At 60.1% G+C, this 15614-nt stretch carries 12 protein-coding genes; 5 read left to right on the top strand and 7 right to left on the bottom strand.

Features of this window, described 5'->3' with window-relative positions; all coding sequences use genetic code 11:
* Window positions 1–16: 16 nt before the first annotated feature.
* The 5 genes from AAF659_RS10060 to dtd form a co-directional block, all read right to left on the bottom strand.
* Complete coding sequence (locus AAF659_RS10060; protein ID WP_349751613.1) at window positions 17–940, bottom strand: branched-chain amino acid transaminase; 924 nt, start codon at window positions 938–940, stop codon at window positions 17–19.
* Window positions 941–1050: 110 nt separating this feature from the next.
* A complete protein-coding gene (gene glnE / locus AAF659_RS10055) occupies window positions 1051–3960 on the bottom strand; it encodes a bifunctional [glutamate--ammonia ligase]-adenylyl-L-tyrosine phosphorylase/[glutamate--ammonia-ligase] adenylyltransferase (RefSeq protein WP_349751612.1) in 2910 nt (969 codons plus the stop codon).
* A gap of 42 nt (window positions 3961–4002) precedes the next feature.
* Window positions 4003–4878, bottom strand: a complete 876-nt coding sequence (locus tag AAF659_RS10050; protein WP_349751611.1) for a CYTH domain-containing protein — start codon at window positions 4876–4878, stop codon at window positions 4003–4005.
* A 2-nt stretch (window positions 4879–4880) separates the two neighbouring features.
* The gene (locus tag AAF659_RS10045; RefSeq protein WP_349751610.1) at window positions 4881–5993 is read right to left on the bottom strand and encodes a porin; all 1113 of its coding nucleotides are present in this window, start codon (window positions 5991–5993) and stop codon (window positions 4881–4883) included.
* A gap of 69 nt (window positions 5994–6062) precedes the next feature.
* Window positions 6063–6521 carry a D-aminoacyl-tRNA deacylase gene (gene dtd / locus AAF659_RS10040; protein WP_349751609.1) on the bottom strand — a complete coding sequence of 153 codons (459 nt, stop codon included), beginning with the start codon at window positions 6519–6521 and terminating at the stop codon, window positions 6063–6065.
* Window positions 6522–6797: 276 nt separating this feature from the next.
* Here dtd and AAF659_RS10035 point away from each other — a divergent pair, with 276 nt between their 5' ends.
* Window positions 6798–7532, top strand: a complete 735-nt coding sequence (locus AAF659_RS10035) for a TorF family putative porin (protein ID WP_349751608.1) — start codon at window positions 6798–6800, stop codon at window positions 7530–7532.
* Between the two features lie 51 nt (window positions 7533–7583).
* Here AAF659_RS10035 and pip read toward each other — a convergent pair whose 3' ends face one another.
* Together pip and typA are read right to left on the bottom strand one after the other, a co-directional pair.
* Window positions 7584–8552, bottom strand: a complete 969-nt coding sequence (gene pip, locus AAF659_RS10030) for a prolyl aminopeptidase (protein WP_349751607.1) — start codon at window positions 8550–8552, stop codon at window positions 7584–7586.
* A 37-nt stretch (window positions 8553–8589) separates the two neighbouring features.
* The gene (gene typA / locus AAF659_RS10025) at window positions 8590–10401 is read right to left on the bottom strand and encodes a translational GTPase TypA (RefSeq protein WP_349751606.1); all 1812 of its coding nucleotides are present in this window, start codon (window positions 10399–10401) and stop codon (window positions 8590–8592) included.
* Between the two features lie 411 nt (window positions 10402–10812).
* Between typA and glnA the strand changes: the two genes are divergently transcribed.
* The 4 genes from glnA to glnG all read left to right on the top strand — a co-directional run bounded on the left by glnA (window position 10813) and on the right by glnG (window position 15614).
* Window positions 10813–12219, top strand: a complete 1407-nt coding sequence (gene glnA / locus AAF659_RS10020) for a type I glutamate--ammonia ligase (protein ID WP_349751605.1) — start codon at window positions 10813–10815, stop codon at window positions 12217–12219.
* 124 nt (window positions 12220–12343) lie between these two features.
* Window positions 12344–12901: a DUF4124 domain-containing protein gene (locus AAF659_RS10015; protein WP_349751604.1), complete on the top strand. Its 558-nt coding sequence runs from the start codon at window positions 12344–12346 to the stop codon at window positions 12899–12901.
* 221 nt (window positions 12902–13122) lie between these two features.
* Complete coding sequence (gene glnL, locus AAF659_RS10010) at window positions 13123–14193, top strand: nitrogen regulation protein NR(II) (RefSeq protein WP_349751603.1); 1071 nt, start codon at window positions 13123–13125, stop codon at window positions 14191–14193.
* A complete protein-coding gene (gene glnG, locus AAF659_RS10005; protein WP_349751602.1) occupies window positions 14190–15614 on the top strand; it encodes a nitrogen regulation protein NR(I) in 1425 nt (474 codons plus the stop codon). The genes glnL and glnG overlap by 4 nt, the downstream gene beginning before the upstream one ends.

Below are 15614 nucleotides of genomic sequence, written 5' to 3'. Positions count from 1 at the left end.
CAGAACGGTCCCTGACTCAGGTCGCGATGGTCAGCCAATCCCTATTCTGCTCCCGGCGCCCTTCAACGGCATCGAAGAACATCTGCTGGAGCTGCCCGGTGATGGGCCCGCGACTGCCCTTGCCGATGGTTCGATTATCCAGTTCACGGATTGGCAGTACTTCCGCAGCTGTGCCCGTGAAGAAGGCTTCGTCCGCAATGTAGATCTCATCGCGCGTAATCCGCCGTTCCCGGACCGGAATATCCAGCTCTCTGGCAAACGCGAGGATGCTTCGGCGCGTGATGCCATCCAGGCAGGACGTGAGCTCCGGCGTGTGAAGCTCGCCATTGCTGATAATGAACAGGTTCTCGCCACTGCCTTCAGCGACATAGCCTTCGTTATCCAGCAGCAGGGCTTCATCATACCCACACTCCATCGCTTCATTGAGCGCCAGCATGGAGTTGATGTAGTTGCCATTGGCCTTGGCTTTACACATGGTGATGTTCACGTGATGGCGCGTGTAGGAGGAGGTACGGATACGGATGCCCTGCTCACGTGCTTCCGGCGCCATGTAGGAGGGCCATTCCCAGGCGGCGATCATGACATGTACATTGAGGTTGTCTGCGCGCAGGCCCATACCCTCAGAGCCGAGAAACGCCATTGGGCGGATGTAGGCGGAGGCCAGCCCATTCTCGCGCACCACCAGGCGCTGAGCATGATTGAGGGTCTCCTGCTCGTAAGGCATCTTCATGTTCAGGATATGCGCGGAGTTGAACAGCCGCCGAGTATGATCCTGAAGACGGAAGATTGCCGGGCCTTCGCCAGTGCTGTAGGCGCGCACCCCTTCGAAGCAGCCCATGCCGTAGTGCAGGGTGTGGGTCAGTACGTGCACTTTGGCATCGCGCCAGGGCACGAGTTCCCCGTCGAGCCAGATAAGACCGTCACGATCCGCCATCGACATTGCCGCCAACTCCTCTTGTCTGTGTTTTCGGCGAGAGCATCAAACACCGGATTCTAGCAGGAAACTGGCCCTTATTGAGAACCGCGCTGGCGCGCTTACACTACAATCCCTTAAATCGGGGGGTGCATCAGGTGCTGCCAGCATTCCAGAACATAACGCCTCTCGGCCTCGAACTCATCCACGGGCACCTCACTGTTCAGGCGCTGAAGGGCACGGCGGTGTACCGTGGAGCGCATAGCAATGAAGATATCCCGCAGGCGTTCGGCCATGACGGTATCCAGCAATCCTGCTTCTCCCAGTGACTCCATCTGGCGGATGTTGTCCGGCTGACGGGTAATGGCGGGGTACTGGTGTGCCCAGGCCAGGATCAGGTACTGGACCATGAACTCGATGTCGATAATTCCGCCCGGATCCTGCTTGATATGGAATATGCCAGGGTCGGTGGAGGCATGGGCATCCCGCATACGCTGGCGCATCACCACCACTTCTTCCCTGAGCGTCTCCGGGTCACGCTCGCGCTGCAGAATGCCATTACGGATCCGCGCGAACCGCTCCCCGGAAGCCTGGCTGCCTGCCACCCACCGGGCACGGACCAGAGCTTGATGTTCCCAGGTCCAGGCGTCACGCTCCTGGTAGCTCTGGAAAGCCCCGAGGGTGGACACCAGAAGCCCTGAATTACCGGAAGGCCGCAGGCGCATATCCACCTCGTAAAGCTGACCGGACGGCGTCTGCGCCTGGAGGATGTGTACCACCCGCTGCCCCAGGCGGGCATAGAACACCGCATTGTCGATGGGCTTGTCACCATCGGTGGTGTTCTGTGGATCACTGTCATGGACAAACACCAGGTCCAGATCCGAGGTGTAGCCCAACTCGATACCGCCGAATTTACCGTAGCCGATGATGGCGAAATCCATCTCAACGGGCTGACCCTGGTCATCCATTGGTGTGCCATACCGCTGAGTCAGGTGGTGCCAGGCCAGTGTCACCACATGCTCCAGAACCGCCTCCGCGATCCAGGTGAGGTAGTCGCTGACCTTCATCAGCGGCAGGGTGCCGCGGATCTCGGAAGCGGCCACCCGCAGAACATGGGCTTTCCTGAAGTGACGTAGCGCTTCCATCTGTTCTTCCAGATCATCAAGCGGAATGCGCAGCATCTGCTGGTTCAGATCCGCTTGAAGCTGGTCCCGATCCGGCGGTGTGTAGAGGCTCTCGGCGTTGAGGAGCTCATCCAGCAGCAGCGGCGTCTCCGCGAGCTGATCCGCAACCCAGGGGCTGGCCGCACACAGGCGCACAAGCTCACGCAGTGCGCTGGGATTCTCCGTCAGCAGCAGCAGATAAGCGCTGCGGCGCAGCACCGCCTCTACCAGCGGCAGTACCCGTTCAAGGGTTGCAGAGGGCGCGTACTCCTCGGCCAGATTGGCCAGCAGGCGCGGCAGGAAGCGATCCAGGCGGCGACGCCCTTCACTCTGGAGTGTGGTGACGGCCCGACTTGTCCGCAGCGTATTGAGATGCCCCAGGGATTGCGAGGCGGATTCGAACCCGGCCCTGTCCAGCCAATTGACTCCGGCCTCCTCGTCGAGTGTGCCGGCCCACAGATCCTCCCAGCGGTCATGGCCATCTTCCTGGTCATCGTCATCCTCTGCCAGCGCGATAATGTCCGCAAAATGCGCGTTGACCCGGTCCCGGTGCGCCCGAAGATCGTCGGCGAGACGGGCCCAATCGGAGTACCCCAGGATCAGAGCAACGCGGGTACGACCCACCTCGTCCGAAGGCAACGTCTGGGTCTGCTGGTCCGCTATGCCCTGAAGTGCATGTTCGATATCCCGCAGAAATACATAAGCCCGGTCCAGGTCCGCAACCACCTCCTCGGGCAACAGCTCCATGGAGCCCAGTGCGGACAGGACTTCCCTAAGGCGACGCTCCTGGAGTACCGGCTCGCGGCCACCGCGAATGAGCTGGAACGCCTGGACCACAAACTCAATCTCACGAATACCGCCGGCGCCCAGCTTGATGTTGTTCTCCAGCGAGCGCCGACGCACTTCGCGTTGGATGAGCTTTTTCATCTCCCGAAGCGACTCGAAAGCCGAAAAATCGATGTAACGCCGGTAAATGAAAGGATGCAGAAGTTGCTGGAGATGGCGGGCATGCTCATTGGGACCGCTTACGACGCGCGCTTTGATCAGCGCATAGCGTTCCCACTCCCGCCCCTGGTTCTGATAATAGGTCTCCAGAGCGCCAAAGCTCATGGCCAGAGGCCCGCTCTGGCCATTCGGCCGCAGCCGCATATCAACGCGGAAGACGAAACCGTCCGCGGTGGTCTGATCCAACGCACGGATCACTTTCTGACCCAAGCGGCCAAAAAAGACCTGATTGTCGATGCTGCGCCGGGCCCCTTCGGTTTCACCACTGGCAGGGAAGGCGAAGATCAGGTCAATATCTGAAGATAGGTTGAGCTCCCCCGCGCCCAGCTTGCCCATACCGATGACCAGCATAGGTTGGGCCGTATGCTCACCGGTTACCGGGTCAGTGCCCATGGGGGTACCCCACTCGCGGCAGGACTCGGCATAGAGCCAGGTAACCGCACCATCAATGCAGGCATCGCCTAGTTCGGTCATGGCCCCCATGGTTTCCTCGAGATCCGCCTGCCCCAACAGATCCCGCCAGACGATGCGGAACATCCAACGCCGCCTGAAAGTTCGCAGCGCCTTCTGGAGCTCTGCTTCGACCTGAATATGGGGTTGCTGGGCATCCCAGTCCTCGCGGATCTCACCCGGGCACCATGGCCGCTCCAGCTCATCTGTCTCAAAGGCCGGCTCCAGCACCTCAGCGTGGCGGCGCAACTGTTCGAAGAGGAAGTCACTGCGGGCAATGGCCTGGATAATACCGGCCCGGTAAGTTTCGAATCGGGCAAGGAGCGCAGGATCCTCTACATCCATGAGACTGCGCCAGCTTTCGGCGGCCTTCTCCTGAAGAGCGGCGGGCAGTGGTGCCAGCTCCTCATCCCGCAGCGGGTCCATCATGGCTGTTGCCTTAGTGTCAGTGTGCGTTTGTGTCCGGCGTCGTTAGACCAGCAATGCCAGTTGCAGCGCTGCCAGCCCGCGCATAGCTGTGAGCGACTCCCGGGGGGATAGGCCCTGCTGCGCTGCCGACTCCAGGCTGGCGGTAACTTCATCATAGGTCTTGCCGGCGCCAGCCGTCCTCGCCTGCTGCGCCAGTTGCCGGTGCACCGTCAGAAACGGCTCCCAGCCGGCGGGGGCATCCTGCAGCCACAGGCTGCATAGCGCATCCAGCCAGGCCTGCGGCGTAGCATCAGCATCAATCTGTCCGGACGGGCCAACACCCGCGAGGTGATAGCCCTGCTCGGCCTTGCTGATGTTGTTGAGCAGAGCCGGCACACTGGCGCTCAACGCTGTTGCAACCTTTGACAGCACCGCGGCATCACCATCCTTCAGCTCCAGCTCCAGCTCACAGAGCGGCTGTTCCCGTTCGCCGGCGCGGATGACGCCATTGTCGAGAGCGCATTCGATCCGCGCCCAGGCGCCCTGCTCTGTCCAGTCAAGCATCATCACGCGGCGCTGGAAATCCGTATCGAAAACCGGAGCAAGATGGGCCAGCGCCGGATGATCCGCCAAGGGCGTATCCGCCAGCAATGTCAGGTCGAGCGAGGCTTCCGGCCTGGGCCACTCCCACTCTTTACGGGCCAGCGCCGCCCCCTGCAGATGACCGCGGGTCTTGAGCGTCTGGATGTAACCACTGCCGGTGGCCCGCACACGCAGGGCCACCCGCTCGGCGTTCAGCGCGCCATCAAGCGTGTCGTAATAGCGGTTAAGGAGCGTCAGGGGCTCGCCCTGCTCCTCGGCGCCCCTGGTTTCCAGCCAGCCCCCCGCCCGGTCAAGGTTGGCCGGGGTCATGCTGAGTTTGAGCTCGGTCTCGCTCATGCTCAGAACCGGTAACGGGCGCCGACCATCAGATCGGATCTGTCCGGCGTCTGCTCATTCGAACTGGCTTTATAGCCTTCCACGTACACCGCCATGGACTCAGTAAGGTCGTGCAGGACCTGAGCTGTGTAGGCGTTGGTGGTTTCTGTTTCAGGCTCCAGCTCGTCGCGCTCCCGTTCCCAGGAAATGGAGAACCGGTTGGGGCCAATGCGGTAACTGGTCAGCAGTGCCGCCACACTGGCGATGTCCTTGCGGTGCTGGTACTGGGCGGTGAAGTGCCAGCGCTCGCCTTCGTAGGTCATCCGGCCGCCGTAGGTATTCTCGTTGTCCATCTCCTGAACAGTGTCACCCCCACCGTCATTGGAATCCATGCCCAGGGCCCACTCCCAGTTGCCCGGGGTATAGCTCAGCACGGCCTGGTAGGGGCGACTTTCCTTCTCCTCACCACTGCCGCTCCCGACTTCCGGATTTCCATCCTCGTTAAGCTGGACTGCGGCATGCATCCGGAAATCACCCCAGGATGGGGTGGTGTACTGAACCAGGCGGTCACGCCCAGTGGTGTAAGGGCCAAACAAATGGCGTTCTGCATTTTCACCTGTAGCGGGATAGATACCATCTTCGTGACGGTATTCGCCTTCGAAGAAGTTGGCGACATGATCGAGCTGCTGTTCGTAGACCGTGTCGTCCACACCACCCCAGATGCGCCCGAAGTCCCCCTCAAGCCCGATGTAGGCATACTCAACATGCTCATCGAACATGCGGTCACTGTCTTCATCCGCAGAGGGAATCGACGTCCATTCAGCGCGGAAGAAGCCTTCGGTGCCGGGCATGAGCTCGGTGCGGTTGCGCAGGCCGATCCAGGAGTTGCTGTCGCGGAAGGCGGTTTTACTACCTGCAGTGCCGCGATTACGGCTCACTGCTGTATTCTCGGTATCCCGGTGCTCCATCACCAGCCCAAGCTGGCCGTAGATCTCCGGCATCATGTCGAGCCGGTGCGTCAGCGCATCCACCTCGGCCAGAGTCAGCTCGCTGTCGCCACTCCGGTCCTGGTCCTGAGCCTGAACACCGCCAGCCGCAACAACGGCCAGCGCCAAAACAATTCCTTTCCGCTTCATGGAACCCCCTCGTGTTATCAGAGCCGGCAGAATACCACTGTGCCCCCAACGGCTAAAGAAACCCTGCCGCTATACACTCAGCAGAAACGTTACCGGCCCGTCATTGACCAGCTGTACCTGCATGTCTGCGCCGAAACGGCCCGTGGCCAGATGCCCGATTCCGGGCGGAGCCACCCCCACCTCCTGACGGGCTGCCTCAACAAAGGCGTTGAACCAGTGTTCGCCACGCTCGGGACGGGCTGCGGCCGAGAAGGAGGGGCGGCTGCCCTTGCTGGTATCCGCCGCCAGGGTGAACTGGGGCACCACCAGCAGGTCACTGCCGCAGTCACGCAGGCTGCGGTTCATACGTCCCTGTTCATCCGGGAACACACGGTACTCAAGCACTCGTTCCAGCATCCGTTTCTGTTCGGCCGCACCATCCGTTTTCTGAACCCCCAAAAACAGAAGCAGCCCGGCTCCGATTTCGCCCACGATATCGCCATCAATACTGACGCTGGCACTGCTAACGCGCTGTATAAGCCCTTTCAAACAACCTCTTCCTGTCCCGATAACAGAGGCACTCATGATGCCAGCCCCGAACCACCCGCAAAAGCGCCCCGCAATGACGCATACGGGAGGGCAGCTGCACCAAAACAGCCCCCACGCACGCTCCACACAGTGCCTCCAACCGCCTAATCACCGCCCGCATCTCTTTTTAATTGTTGATTTTAATGGTTTTTGTAAAAGCAGGCACAGCGGCTGCTCGCGTAAAAGCAAGTTGCACTGCAACGGACGTAATCAAAACAGCCAACGGAGGCTATTATCATGCAGACTCAACGTACCCGCCTTTTCAGCTGCATCGCTGCCGGACTCATGGGCACTGGCGCTGTACTCGCCACTGCGCCGGTAACGGCAGCCAGCCTTGACCCGAGCCTCAGCGCCAGTGCTGGCATCTCCAACATGTACCTTTTCCGGGGTTCCAACCTGAGCGACGGCAGCGCGCACGTTTCAGGAAGCCTCGATGTAGACAGCGGCATGGGCCTTTACACCGGGGTGTGGGCCGCTAGCGGCGATGACAGTCTCGGCCAGGAATATGACCTGTATGCAGGATACTCGACCGATGTGACCGACGACATCTCGATTGATATCGGTGCGATCAATTACATCTATCCGAAACAGAGCCGCACCGCCGAGCAAATTGTAAATGATGGCGGTAACGCGGAATTCGAAACCCAAAGAGTGAGTCAGGACGGTTTTGCTGATTTTTCAGAGGCATACGCCAGCATCAGTGCTTATGGCGCCACCCTTTCTTACTGGGATAACGTCGCAGGCGCTCCCGGCTATACCTACACGTCACTGAGCTACGGCTACGGACCGGTCAGCGCCACCATCGGCCAGAACAGCACTGATGATACGGACAACACTCATCTTGACCTCACTTTCCAGTTCAACGATGAGCTCTCTTTCACGGCCAGCACATGGGTTGATGTGGAAAACGACGCCGAAACCCGTCGCTCGACCCTTATCCAGGTCGCCTACTCCAAGTCGTTCGACTTTTGAGCACTCCCTCCTGAACAAGCCGCCCTCCCCTCAAGGGCGGCTTCCCTTCTGCTACTGCATCCCGAAATCCGGCCCGAAGCGATCACTCATCGCTTCGGTTGCCCGGATCAGGGCATCCACTATCGCGGGTTCCGAGGCCGCGTGCCCGGCATCACGGATGATGGAAAGATCCGCTTCCGGCCAGGCATCGTGCAGTGTGACCGCGTTTTCCAGTGGGCACACCATATCGTAGCGACCGTGAACCAGGCGGGCCGGTTTATCACGGATGGTATCCAGATTGTCCAGAATCCGGTTTTCCTCGATGAAACCGCCGTTCAGGAAGTAGTGACACTCGATGCGTGCCAGGGAAAGCGCCAGATGGGCGTGCCCGAAACGCTCCACCGCTGCCGGGTTCGGGTGCAGGGTGGCGCAGCGCCCCTCCCAGATAGCCCAGGTGCGCGCGGCCTGAAGGCGCTCGAGTTCATTGTCGCTGTGCAGAAGCCGATGGTAGGCAAGGATCGGATCACCCCGCTCGCTCTCCGAGATCAGTGCCGTGAAATCCTCCCAGTAATCCGGAAAGATCCGGCTGGCCCCGTCCTGCAGGAACCAGCGGATATCACGCTCACGGCAGAGAAAAATACCCCTGAGAATCAGCCCCAGAACCCGCTGCGGGTGTGACTGTGCGTACAACAGGCTGAGAGTGGAGCCCCATGAACCGCCGAACAGAAGCCAGCATTCAATACCGAAGAAGGCACGGATGCGCTCCATATCTTCCAGCAGGTGGACGGTGGTATTGCTCTCGACGGAAGCAAACGGAGTGGAACGACCGGAACCACGCTGGTCGAAGAGGATGATGCGGTAGCGCTCCGCATCGAAGAAACGGCGGGCAGTGCCGTCACTGCCCGCACCCGGACCACCATGAACCACCAGCACCGGGACCCCCTCAGGATGCCCGGACTCCTCCAGGTAGAGGCTGTGGCCGCCACCCACATCGAGGCGGTGGGTGGCATAGGGCGCTATTTCCGGATAAAGAGTCAACATGCCCCAAGTCTAGGCGCCCGGGGCTGACTCAGCCACCCTATTTCTTGCCGGCTCGCTTACGCTCCACCTCAGTCAGCTGCTTCTTGCGGATACGAAGATGATGCGGCGTGACTTCCACGAGTTCATCATCGTCAATGAACTCCAGAGCGTTCTCGAGGGTAATCTCCATGGGCGGTGTCAGCACCAGGTTTTCATCCGTACCGGCGGCACGAACGTTGGTCAGCTGTTTACCCTTCGCGGGGTTCACTGTGAGGTCATTTTCGCGGCTGTGAATCCCGATGACCATGCCTTCATAGACTTCGGCGCCCGGACCCACCATCAACCGGCCACGATCCTGATGCGTGAACAGTGAGTAGGCGGTAGTCGTACCTTTGACCATGGAGATGATGGCGCCATTGTGCCGCTGGTCAGCCATGCCGCCCTTAACTGGCCCCCAGTGATCGAACACATGGGTCAGCAGGCCGGAGCCCTGAGTAAGGGTCAGGAACTGGGAACGGAAACCAATCAAACCACGCGCCGGCATAATGAAATCAATGCGCACCCGGCCACGGCCATCCGGCACCATATTCTGCATTTCAGCCCGGCGGTTGCCCATCTCTTCCATCAATGAGCCCTGATGCTGCTCTTCAATGTCCACCACAACCTGCTCGTAGGGTTCCTCAGTGGTGCCGTTATTATCCCGCTGCACCACTTCAGGGCGGGATACGCCCAGTTCAAAGCCTTCACGGCGCATGTTTTCGATCAACACCGACAGGTGGAGCTCGCCACGCCCGGAGACCGTGAATTTCTCAGCCGCATCACCCTGCTCCACACGCAGGGCCACGTTGTGCAGCAGCTCCTGCTCCAGGCGTTCTTTGATCTGACGGCTGGTAACGTACTTGCCATCAAGCCCTGCGAAGGGCGAGTCATTCACCTGAAAGGTCATGCTCACCGTCGGTTCGTCAACAGTCAGCGGTGGCATGGCTTCAGGCGCTTCGCGGCTGCAGATCGTATCCGAGATACGCAGATTGTTGATGCCGGAAATACACACAATGTCGCCAGCGTTGGCTTCATCCACATTCACGCGGTTGAGGCCGAGGAAGCCTTTCACCTCCAGCAGCTTGGCGTTGCGCTTTTCGCCCTCGCGGTTGACAACAGCAACCTGCTGACCGGGCTTCATCTGGCCGCCCTTGATGCGGCCCACGCCCAGAACGCCCACATAGGGGTCGTAGTCCAGCGAGGAGACCTGCATCTGCAGCGACGCGTCCGGGTCCACACTGGGCGCCGGAACTTGATTAACGATCATCTGGAACAGCGATTCCATGTCGTCCTCGAGTGCATCGGGATCCTCACCGGCAATGCCGTTGAGCGCCGAGGCGTAGACAACCGGGAAATCCAGCTGATCCTCTGTGGCGCCGAGGGCGTCAAACAGATCGAAGACTTCGTTGATCACCCAGTCCGGGCGAGCGCCTTCGCGGTCGACCTTGTTGACCACAACAATGGGCTCAAGGCCCTGAGCGAAGGCCTTCTGGGTTACGAAGCGGGTCTGGGGCATGGGGCCATCCACGGCGTCGACCAGCAGAAGAACCGAGTCGACCATGGACATAACACGCTCCACTTCGCCGCCGAAGTCGGCGTGACCGGGCGTGTCGACGATGTTGATGCGGTATTCACCCCAGTTGATCGCGGTGTTCTTGGAGAGGATGGTAATGCCCCGTTCCTTCTCCTGATCATCGGAGTCCATGATGCGGTCGGTATCCGATGACTTGCGATCCAGGGTCCCGGATTGCTGCAGCAGCTGGTCGACCAGCGTGGTCTTGCCATGGTCGACGTGTGCAATGATGGCGATGTTGCGAGTGTTCTCAATCACGAAAAGGGCCTCTGAATCACTGGTATTTCGAACGAAGGGCGGTGAAAATAATCTAAGCCGATTGGGGTATTCCCCGCACTAAGGGCGCGGATTGTACAGCAAGTGACAGCTTTATTCCATGATGGGATGAGTGTCAGGCTGCGTGTCTCAGGTTAAGGTGCCCTTGATAAATCGCACCATATTGGTTCACGTCTACGAGGTTGCGCACTAAATAAGTGCGCAAGCGCAAACAAGAAGCGCACCATTATGAAGCCAACCCTCTGTTCTGCGGCCATTAAAGGGCATTTCCCCTAATTGGCAAACCTTTTGCTTAGAGGTAACCAGGCAACCAAAAAGGCCCCGCCACGGTGCACTGGGCCGGAGCCATGAGCATCCCGCTCTACTCAAACGAACCACAGATGGAGTTCTGACATGTCCAACAACACGATGAAGCTGATCCAGGAACACGATATCAAGTGGGTCGACCTGCGATTCACTGACAGTCGCGGCAAGGAAATGCACGTCACCATGCCCGCCAAAGAAGTTGACGACGACTTCTTCACGGACGGTGCCACCTTCGATGGCTCCTCCATCAATGGCTGGAAGGGCATCAACGAGTCCGACATGATCCTGATGCCGGACGACGAAGCAGTTAAAGTCGATCCGTTCGCTGAGGAGCCAACCCTCAACCTCACCTGCGATATTGTTGAGCCCGCTACCATGCAGGGCTATGAGCGGGATCCGCGGTCCGTTGCTCGCCGCACTGAGGACTACATGAAATCGCTCGGCATCGCGGATGCGGCGCTCTTCGGCCCTGAGCCCGAGTTCTTCGTGTTTGATTCCGCCAAGTGGAAAGTGGACATGGACTCCGCCATGTATGAAATCCACTCCGAGGAAGCAGCCTGGGTGTCAGGCGAAGATTTCGATCGCAACAACACCGGTCACCGGCCGGGCGTCAAAGGCGGCTATTTCCCGGTACCGCCGGTGGATTCGCTGCATGACCTGCGTGGTGCCATGTGTGCGGCTCTGGAGTCCATGGGCCTCAACATTGAAGTCCATCACCACGAAGTTGGAACCGCTGGCCAGTGCGAGATCGGGGTAGCCGCCAGCACGCTCACCCGCAAGGCGGACGAGGTTCAGATTCTCAAGTATGGCGTGCACAACGTAGCGCACGCGTTTGGCAAGACGGCAACCTTCATGCCGAAGCCGGTCGTCGGCGACAACGGCTCTGGCATGCATGTGAACATGTCTCTGGTCAAAGATGGCAAGAACATGTTTTCCGGCGACAGCTACGCGGGCCTGAGCGAGAGCGCTCTTTACTACATCGGCGGCATCATCAAGCACGCGAAAAGCATCAACGCCTTCACCAACGCCTCAACCAACTCCTACAAGCGTCTGGTTCCGGGCTTTGAAGCACCGGTGATGCTGGCATACTCGGCCCGCAACCGCTCCGCCTCTATCCGGATCCCGTACACCAACAACCCCAAGGCCCGCCGGGTTGAGGTGCGCTTCCCGGACCCGTCAGCCAACCCCTACCTGGCGTTCTCGGCGCTGGTAATGGCGGGCCTGGACGGCATCCAGAACAAAATCCACCCCGGCGAAGCTATGGACAAGGATCTCTATGACCTGCCGAAGGAGGAGGCACTGGAGATTCCCACCGTTGCAGAGACCTTCCAGGAGGCGCTGGACGCACTGGAAGCCGACCACGAATTCCTGACCCGTGGCAGTGTTTTCACCGAGGACATGATCCAGGGCTACATCGACCTCAAGCGCGAGGACGTGACCCGCTACAACATGACCACCCATCCGGTGGAATTCGACATGTACTACTCCGTGTAAACGCGGACTCAGTACCTGTATCAACCCGGCCCGGGGCAACCCGCGCCGGGTTTTTTGTTGCATTGGCGTACAGGTGCTTCAATAATCAACCCGAGACATCCGAAAGTCCCAATCCGGAGGCCCCGTGTTCCGATCAAAAACTCTTCCACAGGCCCTGGCGCTCACACTTGCCCTTTTCATGGGCACCACGGTGGCCGATGAGATCTACCGACACGTGGACGACAATGGCAATGTAACCTATTCGGATGAGCCCATGACCGATGACAGCCAAGCCATGGATCTGAATCCCCTGCCAGAGGTGAGTCTGCCCGATGCCTCTCAGCAAAAAGAGCGCGGCAGCCGCAATGAAACGGCCAGCGATAGCGGCAATGCAGCACCGCAGGCACAGGGCTATCAGTCCATCGAGATTACCCAACCAGAGCACGACAGCGCCTTCTGGCGCGGTGACGGACGGGTGGTGGTGCGCTTCCAATCCCAACCCGCACTACGCGCCGGCCACCGCTACGCGCTGGAAGTTGATGGCGAGCGCATCCAGAAGAGCCGCCGGAATACCTTTTCCCTGAAAAATGTGAACCGGGGGACCCACGAGCTCGTGGTTCACGTGGTCGATGGTAACGGTGAAACCGTCAACGCATCAGACGTAACGCGGTTCACCCTTCACCGCCCCTCTCAACAGAACTGACGCTTCTGTCGTTACGCTGAATACCCGGTCGCCCCTCAAAATATGCACTCTTTTAGTGCACACCCTCCCCAGGGCGCTTTATTATGGGTCAGGTTCAATGCACTGCCTCCACCGTCTCAGATCGCCAAATATAACCCACTGATCGTAAAGCGCGTTTTGAACCAAAGCGACAGAGAATACCTGGTTTAATTCTTGCAGCATTTGCCCCCAGGAGGGGACCTATGAGCGAAGCAACGCACCAGCGCATTCTGGACAACCTGGCCACAGCGGTGTTAGTGCTCGATCACGACAAGCACACGCGCTATCTCAACCCGGCTGCCGAGATGCTGCTCCAGACCAGTAGTGACCGCATCAAAGGTCTGCCTGTGACCAGCATCTTTGTAGAGCCGGATGCCGCTCTGCAAACACTCACGGAGACCGCTGCGACCGGCCACACCTTCACCAAGCGTGAAGCGGAACTGCTGCTGCCCAGCGGCCAACTCATCTGCGTGGACTACTCCATTTCCCCCTTCCCCGGGGACGACCCCCTGCTGCTGATGGAGATTCAGCAGCGGGACCGGCTGCAACGCATCACGCGCGAAGAAGAGCTGCTCACGCAGCAAGAAACCACGCGCACCCTGGCGCGGGGCATGGCCCACGAGATCAAGAACCCGTTAGGAGGTATACGGGGGGCGGCCCAGCTGTTGGAACGGGAACTGGACGATGCGGATCTACGTGATTTCACCCGGGTCATCATGGAGGAAGCAGATCGGCTGCGCAGTCTGGTGGACCGTATGCTGGGCCCTAATCGCGCCATCGAGACCGCGCCCACCAACATCCACGATGTGGTGGAGCACGTGCGCACCCTGCTTGAGGCCGAGGGCGGCAGCCAGGTCAATCTGTTACGGGACTACGACCCCAGCATCCCCGAATTCATGGGCGACCGCGAGCAGCTCATCCAGGCGATTCTGAACATCACCCGCAATGCCCTGGATGTGCTCTCAAAGCATCCGCCCAAGGATGCGGCCCCCACCATCACCATGCGCACCCGGGCGCTGCGCCAGTTCACCATTGGCCACAAACGCCACCGGCTGGTCTGCCGCGTCGACATCATCGACAACGGACCAGGCATTCCGCGCGAGCTTCAGCCGAACATTTTCTACCCCATGATCAGCGGCCGGCCCGACGGCACCGGCCTCGGGCTGGCCATTACCCAGAGCATCGTGGGGCAGCACCAGGGCCTGGTGGAATGCGAGAGCCAGCCCGGCTGCACCCGGTTTATCATCTTTCTGCCCCTGGAGGCCTCCGAATGAGTGCCACTGTCTGGATCATCGACGACGACCGCAGCATCCGCTGGGTGCTGGAGCGCGCGCTGAGCCGCGCAGGCATGGAAACGGTCAGCTTTGAAAGCGGCGAAGGCATTCTGGAACGGCTCGAACAGACGCACCCTGATGCCATCATCAGCGACATCCGCATGCCCGGCATCGACGGCATCACCCTGCTTCGCTCCATCAGTGAGCGATTCCCCATGGTGCCGGTCATCATCATGACGGCCCACTCGGACCTGGACAGCGCGGTCTCCTCCTACCAGACTGGCGCGTTTGAGTACCTTCCCAAACCCTTTGATGTGGACGAGGCGCTGTCACTCATCCAGCGCGCCATTGACCATGGCCGCGAACAGCGCTCAAGCGCCAAAGAGCGGGAAGCCGAAGCCGCGGGCGAAAACGCCGAAATCATTGGTGAAGCCCCAGCAATGCAGGAGGTGTTCCGCGCCATCGGCCGCCTCTCCCACTCCAATATCACGGTGCTCATCAACGGCGAAAGCGGCACCGGCAAGGAACTGGTGGCGCGTGCACTGCACAACCACAGTCCACGCTCAGGCGGGCCTTTTGTAGCGCTGAACATGGCGGCCATCCCTAAGGATCTGATCGAGTCCGAGCTGTTCGGCCACGAAAAAGGCGCTTTCACCGGCGCCAACGCCGGCCGGCAGGGCCGTTTTGAGCAATCCAACGGCGGTACGCTTTTCCTGGACGAGATCGGCGATATGCCGGCGGATACCCAGACCCGCCTGCTGCGCGTTCTGGCGGATGGCGAGTTCTACCGCGTGGGCGGCGCCACCCCGGTGCGGGTGGACGTGCGCATCATCGCTGCCACCCACCAGGACCTGGAACACCGGGTGCGCGAAGGCAGCTTCCGCGAAGACCTGTTCCACCGGCTCAATGTCATCCGGGTGCATCTGCCAACGCTCAGCGAGCGCCGCGAAGACATTCCCCTGCTGATGCGCCATTTCCTAAAACAGGCGGCGCGTGAGCTGAATGTGGAACCGAAGATCCTCAAAGAGGACACCGAAAACTACCTCAGCACCCTGCCCTGGCCCGGCAACGTGCGCCAGCTGGAGAACGTGTGCCGCTGGCTGACTGTGATGGCCTCCGGCCGCGAGATCCATGTGAACGATCTGCCCCGTGAACTGCTGGAGCAGGAAGAAGCCGGCAGCAGTGCCGGCAGCTGGCAGGAGCAGCTCCGGGACTGGGCCGACCGTGCACTGAAACAAGGCAAGCACCCGATCCTGGACACCGCCCTGCCGGAGTTCGAGCGCATCATGATCGAAACCGCCCTTAAGCACACCGGCGGCCGGCGGCGGGATGCAGCGAACCTGCTTGGGTGGGGGCGGAATACGCTGACGCGCAAGATCAAGGAGCTGGGTATGGAAAACGAGGCGGAGCAGGAGGATTAA

This window comes from Salicola sp. Rm-C-2C1-2, assembly GCF_040196175.1.
Lineage (GTDB): Bacteria > Pseudomonadota > Gammaproteobacteria > Pseudomonadales > Oleiphilaceae > Halospina.
Note: the sequence above shows the minus strand (reverse complement) of the source record. Positions and strands in the feature narration are given on the sequence as shown.

Excerpts from the sequence above, each read along its gene's own strand:
- glnG (WP_349751602.1), top strand. The coding sequence starts at position 14,190 with ATGAGTGCCACTGTCTGGATCATCGACGACGACCGCAGCATCCGCTGG.
- glnA (WP_349751605.1), top strand. The coding sequence starts at position 10,813 with ATGTCCAACAACACGATGAAGCTGATCCAGGAACACGATATCAAGTGG.
- glnL (WP_349751603.1), top strand. The coding sequence starts at position 13,123 with ATGAGCGAAGCAACGCACCAGCGCATTCTGGACAACCTGGCCACAGCG.
- AAF659_RS10050 (WP_349751611.1), bottom strand. The coding sequence starts at position 4,878 with ATGAGCGAGACCGAGCTCAAACTCAGCATGACCCCGGCCAACCTTGAC.
- AAF659_RS10035 (WP_349751608.1), top strand. The coding sequence starts at position 6,798 with ATGCAGACTCAACGTACCCGCCTTTTCAGCTGCATCGCTGCCGGACTC.
- AAF659_RS10060 (WP_349751613.1), bottom strand. The coding sequence starts at position 940 with ATGTCGATGGCGGATCGTGACGGTCTTATCTGGCTCGACGGGGAACTC.
- AAF659_RS10045 (WP_349751610.1), bottom strand. The coding sequence starts at position 5,993 with ATGAAGCGGAAAGGAATTGTTTTGGCGCTGGCCGTTGTTGCGGCTGGC.
- pip (WP_349751607.1), bottom strand. The coding sequence starts at position 8,552 with ATGTTGACTCTTTATCCGGAAATAGCGCCCTATGCCACCCACCGCCTC.
- glnE (WP_349751612.1), bottom strand. The coding sequence starts at position 3,960 with ATGATGGACCCGCTGCGGGATGAGGAGCTGGCACCACTGCCCGCCGCT.